Below are 14112 nucleotides of genomic sequence, written 5' to 3'. Positions count from 1 at the left end.
GTTGCGTTTGGCAATCTCAAATCGTCTGTTTCTTCCCATCCTTCATCGGCATCAGGTCGACACCGTTCACCCCAGCGATATGCGTCGCCAGCATCGGCACGAATTGCTCGGCCGGGCCGGTCGCATGGGCACCGGCGAAGGAGTTCTTGGTGGCGTTGCCGAGCGGGTTGGCGATGCCGGCCGCACCCGCCATCGATTCCAGATAGGTCAGGTCCTTGAAAGCGTTGGCGATGGTGAATTTGTGGGCGTCGCGGTCGCCCTCCAGCGTCCAGCGCATGAAAGTCTGGTAGAAGCCGCAGTCCATGCGGCCATTGCGGATGACGCTGTCGAAGCGCGGCGGCGAGATGCCGACCTTCTCAGCCAGCGCCAGCGCCTCGGAATAGATCGCGGCGTAGCCGAGCGAGATGAAATTGTTGAGCAGCTTCATGCGGTGGCCGTCGCCGGTGTCGCCGATATGGACGATGCGGCCGGCCCAGGTTTCGATCACCGGTTTGACCCTGGCAAAGAGGGCGTCCGGTGCGCCGACCATGGCGTCGAGCGTGCCTTCCCAAGCTTCCTTCGGCGTGCGGCTCAGCGGCGCGTCGACAAAATCGATGCCGAGCGCCTTGAGCTCAGCGGCAAGCGCAATGGTCGAGACCGGGTCGGAGGTCGAGCAGTCGACGACGACCGAACCTTTCTTCAAACCCTCCTTGAGGCCGCCCGGGCCGCGAATGATGGCTTCGACCTCGCGTGAGCCGGTGACGCAGATGAAGACGATATCAGATGCCGCCGCCACATCGCGCGAGGTCGAAGCTTCCTTGGCACCGCGGCCAAGCAGGTCTTCCGCCGGTTTGCGGTTCTTGCGGCCAAGGAAGGTCAGGCTGTAGCCCTTGTCGACGATGTTCTTGGCGATGCCGTGGCCCATCAAGCCAAGGCCGATGAAGCCGATCTTTTCGCTCGCGGCAGTCGTGTTCATGTCTTCAAGTCCTGTTGCAATGATTGATGTCAGGCGCTGCCGTTTTGCAGGCGGGGGTGGTTGCGGATGGCGATATTGTCTGACAATACACATAAATTCCTGAGGATGTGGAGAGCAAAATGACGAAGCGGATCATGTTCACCGGCGGCAGCGGCAAGGCCGGACGCCATGTCGTCCAGTATCTGGTGGAGCAAGGCTGCCAGGTGCTTAACATCGACACCAAGCCGCTCGACAATCCCAAGGTGCGCACGCTGATCACCGACATCACCGACAGCGGGCAGGTGTTCAACGCACTGTCGAGCTATATGGGCCTGCATGAATTCGACCCCTCGCTGCGCCCGCAGCCGGTCGATGCCGTGGTGCATTTCGCTGCCATCCCGCGCATCATGATCACCACCGACAACGAGGTGTTCCGCATCAATGCGCTCGGCACCTACAATGTCATCGAGGCTGCGGTGAAGCTCGGTATCCGAAAGGTAATCATCGCCTCCAGCGAGACCACCTATGGGCTGGTCTTCGCCAACGAGCCGCGCGATCCCAAATATTTCCCGCTCGACGAGGAGTATGACGTCGATCCGATGGACAGCTACGCTTTGTCCAAGGTCGTCAACGAGAAGACGGCGCGGGCCTTCGCGCAGCGCAACGGCACCGACATCTACGCCTTGCGCATCGGCAACGTCATCGAGCCGCATGAATATTCGCTGTTTCCGAAATGGTTCGCCGATCCGGGTTTCCGCAAGCGCATCGCCTGGAGCTATGTCGACGCGCGCGACCTTGGCCAGATCACGCTGCGCGCCATAGAGAAGGATGGGCTCGGCTATCATGTGTTCAACGCGGCCAATGACGACACCTCGTCCGACCTGCCGACTGCCGAACTCTTGAAGCGGTTCTACCCCGGCGTGCCGGTCAAGGCTGAACTCGGCGAATACGAGACGCTGCTCTCGAACCGCAAGGCGCGTGACGTGCTGGGCTTCCGCCCGGAGCATGGCTGGCGCAAATACGTCAAGCAGGACTGATCCGCGAAGCAATCGGGGCTGATCTGTGCACAGCGGGCGGCTTTGCGGTGCAAGCCGCTTGCCGCGCTTGACAGCCTGCTTAATCCGGACTTTCTGGAACCCATGCGGGACGCGAAGCCGAACAAGGAAAAATCGTTGGGGAAAGCGGCCTCCGGGGACCGTCCGGGCGGCGTTCGCCGGGCGGACGCCGCGCGTATTCCAGGCTCCAGCGTGCACGCCTCGCTGGCCAGCGAAATCGGCCTCAGGATCGTGCGCGGCGACTATCCGCCCGGTACCATCCTGCCCAATGAAGCGAAATGGTCGGAGACCTTCAGCGTCAGCCGCTCGGCGGTGCGCGAAGCGATCAAGATGCTGATGGCCAAGAGCCTGCTCGCCTCCCGTCCCAAGATCGGCAGCTGGGTCGAGCCCAGGGAACGCTGGAACCTGCTCGATCGCGATGTGCTGGCCTGGTACGCGACGTCGCCGGATCGCGAAGTGTTCCTCAAGACGGTGCAGGAATTCCGCCACATCATCGAGCCGGAAGCGACCGCGTTTGCCGCCATGCGAAGAACCGACGAGCAGATGGCCGAGATCAGCCTGGCCTGCCGTGAGATGGGAGAGGCGACGAGCCTGCAGGAGCGCACCCGCGCCGACACGCGCTTCCATCTCGCCATCCTGCGGGCTTCGGGCAACGACCTGCTGGTGCCGCTCGGCGTGCTGATCGAGTCCGCCTTCGATCACCTCTTTGCCTATACGACGCGGGAGATCGACGATCTCAACCACGCGCAGAAGCTGCACGAGGCGATCGAGAAGAACATCCGCCTGCAGCGCCCTGACGCGGCGCGCAATGCTGTGCGCAAACTGCTCGCCAACACAGACGGCGTCATCCGCGCCCGGTAGGGCCGGACCGGCCGCCGCTAATCATCCTTGTCGCGTCCGAAGGCGCTGCGCAGTTCGTCCTTGGCGTCCTCAAGCACTTTCTTGCGCGCGGCAGGCAAGTTCTTGCCGGCGCGGTTGATGTAGAAATTCAGCATCGACATGGCGGATTGAAAAGGCTCGGCCTTGCGCCGGTGGCTGTGTTCGGCGGATCGTTTCAGCGAAGCGGCGATCTTCCTGGCGTCGTCGAATTCGAAGACGTGATCCTCAAGATCCATCGCGTCGCTGTGCTCGGTCACCTCGGCCGACCATTTTTTCCTGGTGGCGGTCATCGCAGGACTCCTCTGCAGGGTGGGTTGCCGGGAAACTCCGCACATCGGCATCGGTTCCGCCCTGGCTCTGGTGCCACGGATTTGCCCGCTGTGGCGCTGCTGCGGCCTGAGAATGCGCCGATAGTGGCGCAAACGGCAGCCGATTTCCAAGACCGCCGACAGGAAACGCCTTGACCCGAACCGACGTGAACCGGCCGAGCCCCGGCATCGACAGCTCCTATGCCTGGATGCGGCTCGCCATCTCGATGCTGCTGGCGACGATCGGTGCCGTCGGCATGTGGGCCGTTGTCGTCGTGCTGCCCGCCGTGCAGGCCGAGTTCGGCGTCGATCGCGCCGCGGCGTCCATGCCTTACACCGCGACCATGGTCGGTTTCGCCGCCGGCAACGTGCTGGTCGGCCGTGCCGTCGACCGCATGGGCTACTGGATCCCGGCGCTCATCTCTTCGATTGCACTGTCAGCCGGCCTCCTGCTGGCCGCGCTGTCGACCTCGATCCTGCAATTCACCCTTGCCCAGGGGGTGTTGATCGGTGTCGGTACGTCGGTGATCTTCGGACCGCTGATCGCCGATATCTCGCACTGGTTCAACCGCCGGCGCGGTGTCGCGGTGACGGCAGCGGCCGCCGGCAATTACCTTGCCGGAGCGATCTGGCCGACCATCATGCCGACACTGATGAAGGCGGAAGGCTGGCGCTTCACCTATGCCGCAATCGGCATCTTCTGCCTGGTGACCATGGTGCCGCTGGTGCTGATGCTGCGGCGCGGCGCCCCGGCGGCAATCGCCGCGGGTTCGCCCGGAAGCAGGCCGGTGCAGCCGATCTCGCTGTCGCCGGCGGCCTTGCAGGTGCTGCTGGTCTTCGCGGGCCTCGGTTGCTGCGTGGCGATGTCAATGCCGCAAGTGCATATCGTCGCCTATTGCATGGATCTCGGCTACGGCGTGGCGCATGGCGCCGACATGCTGTCGATCATGATGGCGGCTGGCGTCGTCAGCCGGCTGGCGTCGGGTTTTCTCGCCGACCGCTTCGGCGCCATGAAAACGCTGCTGATCGGCTCGGTGCTGCAGTGCCTGTCGCTGCTGTTTTATATCCCGTTCGACGGGCTTGCCTCGCTCTATGTGGTGTCGCTTGTGTTCGGCCTGTCGCAGGGCGGCATCGTGCCTTGCTATGCGATCATCGTGCGCGACTACATGCCGGCTAAGGAGGCCGGCCAGCGTATCGGCATCGTCATGATGGCGACCATCTTCGGCATGGCGATCGGCGGCTGGATGTCGGGTTGGATCTACGATTTGACCGGTTCCTACGCTGCCGCCTTCCTCAACGGCATCGCCTGGAATCTGCTGAACATACTGGCGATCGGGTTGTTGTTCTGGAAGGCACGGCGCGGCGCCGCCGTCATGGCCTGAGCAAGGCGGGCGCCTGCGCATGCATGTCGCCGGCAAGTGCCTCGGCTTGACAACGGACAGACGCTGCGCGACGCCAGCAGGCGAGTGGGGGCGGCAGGACGGGCCGGTGAGATGACGACAGCAAGGAGGATCGTACCGGAGCCGCGCTTTGGCGAACGCCTTGCCGAGCGCGTGCGACCTTGACCAGGCCGCGTTCACGCCGTGGCGGCGGCCGGCCGACCATATCAGATGTGGCGCGCAAGGCCGGTGTCGGCGCCATCACCGTGTCGCGTGCGCTGCGCGAGCCGGAGCGTGTGTCCGAAGAGCTGCGCCGCCAGATCCAGGCCGCCGTCGACGAACTGGGCTACGTGCCGGATCCGAATGCGCGGGCGTTGGCCTCGGCGCGCGCCGAGGTGTTCGGCGTGCTGGTGCCGTCGCTGACCAACAACGTCTTCGCCGAGGTGGTGCGCGGCATCTATGACAGCCTGTCGGCCAGCCCGTTCCGCATCCAGCTTGGCAACACCCACTATTCCGGCCTTGAGGAAGAACGGCTGCTGCAGCTGTTCGGTTCGCAACGGCCAGCGGCGCTGATCGTCGCCGGCATCGACCAGACACCGGCTTCGCGAAAGCTGCTGGAAAGTGCCGGCTGCCCCGTGGTGCAGGTCATGGAAACCGGTCCAGATCCGGTCGATATGATGGTCGGCTTCTCGCATCTCGATGGCGGCAGGGCGGCGACCGAGCATCTCATCGAGGCCGGTTATCGCCGCATCGGCTTCATCGGCGCACGCATGGATCCGCGTTCGCAGCGGCGCCTGGCCGGCTATCGCGCGGCGATGGAGGCCGCGGGCCTGTTCGACCCGCGCCTCGTCACCACCACGCCGGTGCTATCCAGCGTGTCGCTCGGCCGCGAGATGTTCCGCGACGCGCTGGCCAAGGTGCCGACACTCGACGGTGTCTTCTGCAACAATGACGACATCGCGCTCGGCGTCTTGTTCGAATGCCATCGCGCCTCGATCGCGGTGCCGAAGACGATCGGCATCGTCGGTTTCAACGATCTCGACATGATGCAGGTGGCGTTTCCTTCGGTCACCAGCATCCGCACCCATCGTTATGAGATCGGCCGGCGTGCCGTCGCCATGGCGCTGGCGGCGATCGCCGGCAACAGACCGGAGCAACGGATCGTCGACCTCGGTTTCGAGCTCAAGCGCCGCGAGAGCACGGCGCGTTGAAACGCACAGAAGCGACTGTGCGAATGCCGGTTTACACGTCAATTTGGTAGCGCTACCATCTTCTCCAGGCAGGTGCATGAACGACACGTCGCACCTGTTTATTATACATAAGCGACAACTAATACTTGTTTATTATGGATAATATGATAGTTTTCGCCCCGCTGGCGGCGACAAGGGAGGAACCGGGTCGGCCACCACCGGCGACCAAGGAAGCGCATGGCGAGGCGGGAGGTGCCGGTCCATCGCGCGAAAAATTCGCATTGCGAAACGAACAATCAGAACTGCAATCGGGAGGATTATCGATGATCAAGTCACTTGTTGGTGGCGTCGTTGCCGCCACTGCATTCGTCATGCTCAATTCGGCCGCCATGGCCGCCGGGCCCGAAATCGTGTCGGGTCCTGCCGCTCAGGCGGACTGTTTCGCGCCGTGGGACGCGGAGACCAAATTCTTCAAATATCCCAAGAAGGAAGGGCCGTTCCGCATCGCCTTCGCCAATGGCTACATCGCCAACACCTGGCGCATCCAGATGGTGCAGACGGCCAAGGCTTACGCCGCACAACCCGAAGTCAAAGCCAAGATCAAGGAATTCAAGGTCGTCTCGACGGGCGAGGACGTGCCGGCACAGATCTCGGCGATCAACAATTTCATCGATTCCGGCTATGACGCCATCGTCACCGACGCCCAGAACCCGACGGCCTTCGGTCCGGTCATCAAGCGCGCCAAGGAAGCCGGCATCGTGCTGGTCGCCTTCGACAACATTCTCGACACCAAGGACGCCATCAACGTCAATGTCGATCAGAAGGGCCTTGGCGAATTGTGGGCCAAGTGGCTGGTCGCCAAGATACCGAACGGCGGCAAGATCCTGGAAGTGCGCGGCGTCGCTGGCACCTCCGTCGACACCGATCGTCACAACGGCATCCACGAGGTCTTCGATGCGTCCGGCAAGAAGTGGGACGTCACCGAAGTCGCCGGCAAATGGGATGACGGCGTCGCGCAGAAGGTGACCGCCGATGCGATCGCCACCAACGGTCCGTTCGACGGCATCACCGGCCAGGGCGGCGATACCGGCATCGTGCAGGCGATGATCGACGCCAAGCATCCGTTCGTGCCGTTTGGCGGCGAGACCGAGAACGGCTTCCGCAAGTTCTGCGCCGCGCATTCGGCCGACGGGCTGAAGTGCTCGTCCGCGGGCTCGGGTCCGGCTCAGGTCGCCGTCGCCATCAAGACCGCGATCGCCGCACTCGAAGGCGAGGTGGTGCCACAAGAGGTGAAGCTGCCGCTGGCGATCGCCGAAGACCCGAACATGAAGGAAGGCACGGATTACTTCCCCAAGGAATCCGACAATTTCTTCGTCGGCAATTCCTTCCCGACCTGCGGCATCAATTTCAGCGCCCAGGAAATCATGGGTCAGACCAAGGAAAACCAGTAAATCATCGCTGGCTGTCACCTTGCGCCGCGGCTTGAGCCGCGGCGCTTGTCTCAATCCCACAATCGCCCTGGGAGGGCCGATGGACGGTGCGGCTCCGCTCTTTCGTATGGAAGGCATATCCAAGCGCTATGGCGGTGTACGCGCGCTGGAGAAGGCCGAGCTTGTCGTTGAAGCCGGTAGCATCCACGCCATTCTCGGCGAAAACGGCGCCGGCAAGTCGACGCTGATCAAGGTCATGGCGGGTGTCGTGGCGCCCGATGAGGGCCGCATGACGCTGGACGGGCGCGAGGCGACCTTCGCTTCTCCGGGTGCCGCCAACAAGGCCGGCATCGTCTGCATCTTCCAGGAACTGTCGCTGGTCCCCGAGCTCAGCGTGGCCGACAACATCGTCATTTCCGACCCGCCCAAACGCTTCGGCATGATCGACCGCAAGGCGCAGCGCCGCATCGCCGAAGAAGCACTTGCTCGTGCCGGCGCCGCCGACATACACCCGCTGGCGCTGGTCAAGGATCTTCCATTGTCGCGCCGGCAGATGGTCGAGATCGCCAAGGCATTGGCACGCAAGCCACGCATCCTCATCCTCGACGAAGCGACCTCCGCGCTGACGGCGGCGGATGTCTCGAAGATCTTCGCGGTGCTCAAGCGGCTGCGCTCGGAAGGGCTGGCGCTGCTCTACATCTCGCACCGCATGAACGAGATCGCCGAACTGGCGGATCAGTGCACGGTGTTTCGCAACGGCCGCAATGTCGCCAGCTATCCAGCCGGCTCGAAGAGTGACAATGAGGTGGTCGAACTGATGATCGGCCGCGAATACAGCCATATCTTTCCGCCCAAGCCGGCGGCCGTGCCTGCCACCGCGGCCCCCAGGCTCGAGGCCCGCAAGCTCTCATGGGCCGACCGGCTGCACGACATCTCGCTGACCGTCAGGGCGGGTGAGGTGGTCGGCCTTGGCGGCCTCGATGGCCAGGGCCAGCGCGAATTGCTGCTCGCCTTCTTCGGCGTGCTGCGGGGCCTCAGCGGCCAGATCCTGATCGACGGCAAGCCTGTCTCGATCACCAGTCCATCCGTTGCGCGCGACGAAGGCATCGGCATGGCGCTCATCCCCGAGGACCGCAAGACCGAAGGGCTGATGCTGCCGATGACGGTGCGCGAGAACCTGTCCTTCGCGGCGCTCGACCGGCTGTCGAAAGCCGGCATCATCGATCGCGCCGCCGAGCAGCGGCTGATCGACGACATGGTCGGCCTCTTGGCGATCAAGACGGCGGGCCTCGACATTCCGGTCGGCGCGCTTTCGGGCGGCAACCAGCAGAAGGTGGTCATCGCCAAATGGCTGATGCGCCAGCCGCGCATCATCCTGCTCAACGATCCGACGCGCGGCATCGACGTCGGCACCAAGCAGGAACTGTACCAGCTGATGCGCAAACTGGCCGACGCGGGTGCGGCGATCCTGTTCTACTCGACCGACTATGACGAGCTGATCGGCTGCTGCGACCGTGTGCTGGTGCTCTATGACGGGGCGGTCAAGCGCGAGCTGGTCGGCGCCGAGATCACCGAGCGGGCGCTGATATCAAGTGCGCTCAACATCCATGGCGAGGACAGCCCGGTGGGCTTGGGAGTGGACGCATGAAGGATTGGCGCTACTGGCTGGCCGAACAGCGCGGAACGCTGCTGGCGTTCGGCATCTTCATCGTCATGTTCGTCATCTACACCTCCAACCATCCGGCCGGCTTCACCGCCAACGTCGTGCAGACAGCCTCGAACAAAGGCGTGCTGCTCGCCTTTGTCGCCATGGCGCAGACGCTGGTGGTGATCACCGCCGGCATCGACTTGTCCGTCGGTATGATCTTCCTGCTCACCAACTGCCTCGCCTCCTGGCTGGTGGTCGGCACGCCGATGCAGACGACGCTTGGCGTCATCGCCGTGCTGGCGGTGGGGCTGCTGTGCGGCGCCATCAATGGCGCCATCGTCATCTATGGCCGGTTGCAGCCGATCGTCGCCACCATTGCCACAGGCGCCGTCTATTACGGCATCGGCCTGTTGCTGCGGCCATTCCCGGGCGGTTCCGTCAATGAGGACCTGGCCGATGTGCTGACCGGCCGCGTGTTCGGCGTGGTGCCGGCAAGTCTCGTCGTGCTGCTGGCCATCGTGCTGGTGATCTGGGTGCCGTTCAGCCGCTCGGTGCTCGGCCGCGCCGCCTACGCGGCCGGCTCATCGGAGACGGCGGCCTACATGTCGGGTGTGCCGATCCGGCGCGGCAAGTTCGCTGCCTACACGCTGGCCGGCCTGCTGGCGTCGATCGGCGGACTGTTCCTGACCTTCTTCACCTATACGGGTGAGGCGGCCTATGCCAGCGGCAACTCCTACACGCTGTTTTCCATCGCAGCCGTGGTGCTCGGCGGCGTTTCGCTGTTCGGCGGCAAGGGCAGCGCCATCGGCGCCATCTTCGGCGCACTGGCTTTCCGTACGATCGGCGACCTGTTGTTCGTCTTCGATTTCGATCCGCTCTGGCAGCCGCTGTTTCAGGGCGTTATCCTGTTGGTCGCCGTCAGCCTCGGCGCCTTCGCCCTGTTTCGGGTCCGCAACCGGCTGGAGTGGTTCCTGTGAGCGAAACGACGCTTGGTGGCATTGCCGGCCGCATGCCCAGATTCATCCGCCGCGCCGATCCGGCGGTGCTGACGGCCTTTGCCTGCATCGTTCTTTTGCTGTTCCTGGGCAGCCTCTATTCCAGAAGCTTCCTGTCGCCTGAATATCTTCTGCAGCAGCTCAAGGTGGCTTCATTCCTTGGCGTCATCGCGACCGGCATGATGTTGGTCATCCTGCTCGGCCAGATCGACCTGTCGGTGCCTTGGGCGGTGGCGGCGGGCGCCATGATGGCCTGCGCCGCGGCGGCGTACGGCCCGGTCGGCGTGGCGTTAGCCATCCCGTTCGGCATCGTCTGCGGCATGCTGATCGGCGTCGTCAACGGCATCGGCGTGGCCTATCTGCGTATCCCCTCGATGATCATCACATTGGCCACCAACGCTGTCGCACAAGGGCTTATGGTGGTCTATACCGGCGGCTTCTCGCCGCAGGATTCGGCAACGGGCGCGATGCGCTACCTGGCGACCGGTTTTGCCATTCCGGGCGTGCCCAACGCGGTCATCATCTGGGCGCTGATCGGGGCCGCGATGGTATTCGTGCTGACGCGGACCAGCTTCGGCCGCACCGTCTACGGCATCGGCAACCGCGAGCGCGCGGCCTATCTCTCCGGCATCGACACAAGGCGCGTGGTGATGATCGCCTTCGCCGTGTCCGGCGGGCTCTCGGCTTTCGGCGGCGTGCTTCTGGCCGGCTATGCCTCCAAGGCGGCGCAGTCGATGGGTGACGCTTATCTGCTGCCGTCGATTGCCGCGGTGGTGCTTGGCGGCACCTCGATCCTGGGCGGGCGCGGCTCCTATCTCGGCACCGTCGCCGGTGTCATCCTCATCACGCTGCTGCAATCCATCCTGTCGGTCATGCAGATGCCGGAAGCGGGGCGGCAGATCATCTATGGCGTCGTCATTGTCGCCATGCTGCTGCTCTACGGCCGCGCGCCGGCAAGCCGCTGACAGTGGACGAAAAGGCAGCACAGGCGCCAGCGGGCGCTCCCGGCTCGGTGCCTCCGGCCATCGTGGTGATGGGCGTCGCCGGCTGCGGCAAGTCGGCGGTGGGCATTGGGCTTGCCGCCGCTCTGGGCGTTGCCTTTATCGAGGGCGACAAGCTGCATCCGCCGGAAAACGTCGCACGTATGGCAAGCGGCGAGCCGCTTACCGATCAACTGCGCGAAGGCTGGCTCGACGCGATCGGCGAGCGCATCGCGGAGTCGGTGGGCAGCGGACAGGGCGTGGTTGCCGCCTGCTCGGCACTGAAGCGCAGCTACCGCGACCGGTTGAGCGGCTTCTGCCCGGAAATCATCTTCCTCTATCTGGAGATCGACCCTGCCACGGCCAGACAGCGTGTCGGTAACCGCAAGGGCCATTTCATGCCGGCAAGCCTGGTCGACAGCCAGTTCGCCATCCTCGAGCCGCCGGCTGCGGATGAGCGCGCCTCGACACTCGATGCCACACGCCCGGTCGGTGAGCTCGTCGCTGGCGCGGTCCGCCTGATACGCCGGTCATGAGCCTTCATCCATTCCGATGCCGGTGCTGTCCGGCGCCTCGGTCAGCCGCTGCCGGCGGGACCACGTCAGCATCTGCTCGGGGTAGAGCCTCAGCGCCTCCAGCAGGCGGTCGCGCTTGAGCAGGATGTAGTGCGCCTGCACGGTCATGTTCTTGGCGCCATCCCTGGCCATGTCCGTCGCCGGGGTGACCGATGCTTCCGGCGTCAGCTCGGGGCTGAGCACAGCCCGGTACTCGATGAAGGGAACCACTTCGAAGGTCGACATGGCAAACAGGGCGGTTCTGCCCCTGGCGGCGAAATTCGCCGGCGCCGAGGCGAGATGCGTCCAGCCGCTTTCGCCCATGGCTGCCTCGGCAAAAGTCGTGCCGGCATGGACGGTGTTGGTCATCGTCACCACGCCATTCTGCTTCAGGAGCTTCTGGATGCGGATGGTGACCTGATAGGTGTCGTCGCGGTCAAAGGCGACCCGGCTTTTCAGGAACCGGTTCTCGACATTGACCAGCGGCGGGTTGAGGAAACGCAGGCCGAACGCCGATTCGGAAATACCGTGGGTGTTGACGCTAACCTGATGCGCCTCGACACCGGCCTCGTATAGCGCGCGCTTGCCGATGATGGTCTGGGCGATGAACTGATCGCACCAGAGGATGGCGCCGTGGCCGCGCTGCAAGGCCGACCGCAGCCCCTCCAGCCCCTCCAGCCGGATCGTCGGCGACCAGCGGCCGGCCACCAGATGTGCGGCGAGCTGCAAGCGGCGGCGGTGGCGCGCCGCCAGCAATCCCTCGAACAGCTTGCGTGCATCGATACCATCGCCAAGCACCGCGCGTGTGGCGGCCGCGTAGGCCGGGAATTCCTTGCGCATATGGCGCTTGAGGCGAAACCTCGATATGCGGCCGCAGATCGGCGCCCACCAGCGCACCGGCAGTGCCGCTGCCACCACGAGATAGAAGACGGACAGCAGGCCTTCGCGAAGGTCCTTGTTGGAGAAGCGGCGAAGCCGGCCGGGGTGAACCAGCTTCCGGCTGAAGAAGCGCACGTCCTGCGCCCGTTCCGGGACGAAGACGTCGGCGATGATTTCAGTGCGGAAACTGGCTGCCGATGGCAGCTTGCGGGCGGCCTTGCGGGATTTTGCTAACCACCACAGCCTCATCGGTCCAGCCCGTTCTTCGAACCCCGCTTTACTGCGTCGGCTTGGGCCGTGCAAGGTCGTGTCCGCGCTCAAGACTTCTGCAGATTTCGGTTGCTCTAGACCCAAGACAGGCGCGCCGCTTGCAAATTTTGATTTCGAGGGGCGGACGAAGATATTCGCGTCGCTATTCCATATACGGCGTCAGCACATCTTCGGTCCATTTCATGAATGCGCGGACTCGGCGCGACAGATTGCTCCGATGTGCGACGACGAGGGACACGGCGAGCGGCCGGCGACGAAAATCGGGTATGATTTCGACAAGCGCTCCACTCTCCAAGTATCGGCCAATGCCCAGGAGTGGCGCCTGGATCAGGCCAATGCCGGCGAGGGCAGCGGCTTCGTAGGTCTGCGCGCTGTTGACGTGCAGCGCACCTGGCAACTGAAGTGTCGCGTAGCTGTCGCCGTCCGGATATTCCCATCCATAAGGTTTCGCGCCCAGCATCGTCGAAAAGTGAATTGTCCTATGTTCCTGACGCTGGAGATCTTCCAGCGACCGAGGCACGCCATAGCGCGCCAGATAGGCGGGGCTGGCAGCGTTGGCCATGCGCAAAAGGCCGAGTGGACGGGCAATCAGCGTTTCGTCGCGAATGGGTCCAAGCCGCAATACACAATCGAACCCCTCTTGAACGAGATCGACTTGCCGGTCCGTACTCGACACCTCCAGCTCCAATTCGGGGTGCGCCGCCATGAAATCCGGCAAAGCCGGCACGATCGTTGTACGCGCCACTTCGGTCGGAAGGTCGACCCGCAAACGGCCGCGAAGTGCCACGCGGTCGCCTGCGAACATGGAGTGCAGATCATCGACTTCAGCAAGCAGATCGCGGGCACGGGCATGAAATGCGCGTCCGTCCTCCGTCAACCGCACGCTGCGCGTCGTCCGGTGCAGAAGCCTGACACCCACATCTTCTTCCAGCTTCCGGACCGCCGTTGAGGCTCTCCCCTTTTGGATGCCCAGGCTATCGGCCGCGCGGGTGAAGCTCCCCATTTCCGCGACCGTTGTGAAAATGAGGATGGGTTCGAGATTCTGCATTTTCGTGCCTCGGTATTGTTTCCCGAAAAGAGAACAGTCGGTTCATTTCCTCGGTGTTTATCACATCTGAGAGGCACAGTAAGCTTCGAATATGGGATCTCCCCATCGGAGAATGACAAGTGTCCGAAACTGTGAACCTGCATCAGACACCGGAAACTATGACCTTGCATCGCGCCCTGTGGGCCGGCCGGATAATGAGCGCGTTTGTCGTCATCGCTCTGGTGGCAGATGGCACTGTTCAGCTTTTCGCGCCGGCACAGATCGCAAGCATGTTGCAGGAAACCGGGTTTGCGATGGGCCTGACCCGTGTCGTGGGCCCGATCATCCTCGCCTGCGCCATCCTTTACGCCATCCCGGTCACCGCCGTCCTCGGCGCGATCCTGGTGACGGGATTTCTGGGGGGCGCGATCTGCGCCCATGTCCGCATCGGCGAGTTGGGGTCGCCGCCGGAAATCATTTCCCTGCTTCTGGGCGCGATGACCTGGGGCGGCCTCTATCTGCGCGATCCCCGTATCCGGGCCATTCTGCCGCTCATCCATTGAATCAACAGGGGCAGTTCTGTC

Annotated in this window: 14 protein-coding genes; 10 read left to right on the top strand and 4 right to left on the bottom strand. The window is 63.7% G+C overall.

Annotated features, from left to right (window positions below):
- Positions 1 to 16: 16 nt before the first annotated feature.
- Complete coding sequence (locus tag MESCI2_RS0101715; RefSeq protein WP_027035042.1) at positions 17 to 955, bottom strand: NAD(P)-dependent oxidoreductase; 939 nt, start codon at positions 953 to 955, stop codon at positions 17 to 19.
- Positions 956 to 1074: 119 nt separating this feature from the next.
- On the opposite strand from MESCI2_RS0101715, the gene MESCI2_RS0101710 reads away from it, so the two are divergent.
- Entirely contained in the window at positions 1075 to 1971 is an 897-nt protein-coding gene (locus tag MESCI2_RS0101710) for an NAD-dependent epimerase/dehydratase family protein (protein WP_027035041.1), read from the top strand.
- Between the two features lie 102 nt (positions 1972 to 2073).
- The gene (locus MESCI2_RS0101705) at positions 2074 to 2850 is read left to right on the top strand and encodes a FadR/GntR family transcriptional regulator (RefSeq protein ID WP_027035040.1); all 777 of its coding nucleotides are present in this window, start codon (positions 2074 to 2076) and stop codon (positions 2848 to 2850) included.
- 17 nt (positions 2851 to 2867) lie between these two features.
- On the opposite strand, the gene MESCI2_RS0101700 is transcribed toward MESCI2_RS0101705, so the two are convergent.
- Positions 2868 to 3158 carry a DUF3175 domain-containing protein gene (locus MESCI2_RS0101700; protein ID WP_027035039.1) on the bottom strand — a complete coding sequence of 97 codons (291 nt, stop codon included), beginning with the start codon at positions 3156 to 3158 and terminating at the stop codon, positions 2868 to 2870.
- A gap of 170 nt (positions 3159 to 3328) precedes the next feature.
- On the opposite strand from MESCI2_RS0101700, the gene MESCI2_RS0101695 reads away from it, so the two are divergent.
- From MESCI2_RS0101695 to MESCI2_RS0101665, 7 genes are all read left to right on the top strand, one after another.
- A complete protein-coding gene (locus MESCI2_RS0101695) occupies positions 3329 to 4558 on the top strand; it encodes an MFS transporter (protein ID WP_027035038.1) in 1230 nt (409 codons plus the stop codon).
- 179 nt (positions 4559 to 4737) lie between these two features.
- Entirely contained in the window at positions 4738 to 5766 is a 1029-nt protein-coding gene (locus MESCI2_RS0101690; protein ID WP_027035037.1) for a LacI family DNA-binding transcriptional regulator, read from the top strand.
- Positions 5767 to 6068: 302 nt separating this feature from the next.
- Positions 6069 to 7196 (top strand): sugar ABC transporter substrate-binding protein, encoded by a 1128-nt coding sequence (locus tag MESCI2_RS0101685; RefSeq protein ID WP_027035036.1) that lies wholly within the window; start codon positions 6069 to 6071, stop codon positions 7194 to 7196.
- 79 nt (positions 7197 to 7275) lie between these two features.
- Positions 7276 to 8823, top strand: a complete 1548-nt coding sequence (locus MESCI2_RS0101680; protein ID WP_027035035.1) for a sugar ABC transporter ATP-binding protein — start codon at positions 7276 to 7278, stop codon at positions 8821 to 8823.
- Positions 8820 to 9800, top strand: a complete 981-nt coding sequence (locus MESCI2_RS0101675) for an ABC transporter permease (protein WP_027035034.1) — start codon at positions 8820 to 8822, stop codon at positions 9798 to 9800. The genes MESCI2_RS0101680 and MESCI2_RS0101675 overlap by 4 nt, the downstream gene beginning before the upstream one ends.
- On the top strand, positions 9797 to 10783 hold the full coding sequence (locus tag MESCI2_RS0101670; protein ID WP_027035033.1) for an ABC transporter permease: 987 nt from the start codon (positions 9797 to 9799) through the stop codon (positions 10781 to 10783). Before MESCI2_RS0101675 ends, MESCI2_RS0101670 begins: the two co-directional genes overlap by 4 nt.
- A 2-nt stretch (positions 10784 to 10785) precedes the next feature.
- Positions 10786 to 11334 carry a gluconokinase gene (locus MESCI2_RS0101665; RefSeq protein WP_027035032.1) on the top strand — a complete coding sequence of 183 codons (549 nt, stop codon included), beginning with the start codon at positions 10786 to 10788 and terminating at the stop codon, positions 11332 to 11334.
- Here the strand turns inward: MESCI2_RS0101665 and MESCI2_RS0101660 are convergent.
- Together MESCI2_RS0101660 and MESCI2_RS0101655 are read right to left on the bottom strand one after the other, a co-directional pair.
- A complete protein-coding gene (locus MESCI2_RS0101660) occupies positions 11329 to 12480 on the bottom strand; it encodes a hypothetical protein (RefSeq protein WP_027035031.1) in 1152 nt (383 codons plus the stop codon). The genes MESCI2_RS0101665 and MESCI2_RS0101660 overlap by 6 nt on opposite strands.
- A gap of 163 nt (positions 12481 to 12643) precedes the next feature.
- A complete protein-coding gene (locus tag MESCI2_RS0101655) occupies positions 12644 to 13549 on the bottom strand; it encodes a LysR family transcriptional regulator (protein WP_027035030.1) in 906 nt (301 codons plus the stop codon).
- Between the two features lie 119 nt (positions 13550 to 13668).
- Here MESCI2_RS0101655 and MESCI2_RS0101650 point away from each other — a divergent pair, with 119 nt between their 5' ends.
- A complete protein-coding gene (locus MESCI2_RS0101650; protein WP_027035029.1) occupies positions 13669 to 14091 on the top strand; it encodes a DoxX family protein in 423 nt (140 codons plus the stop codon).
- Positions 14092 to 14112: the final 21 nt, after the last annotated feature.

It is taken from the genome of Mesorhizobium ciceri WSM4083 (genome assembly GCF_000519305.1).
GTDB classification, from domain to species: domain Bacteria; phylum Pseudomonadota; class Alphaproteobacteria; order Rhizobiales; family Rhizobiaceae; genus Mesorhizobium; species Mesorhizobium ciceri_B.
This window is presented reverse-complemented; position numbering and strand designations above follow the sequence as displayed.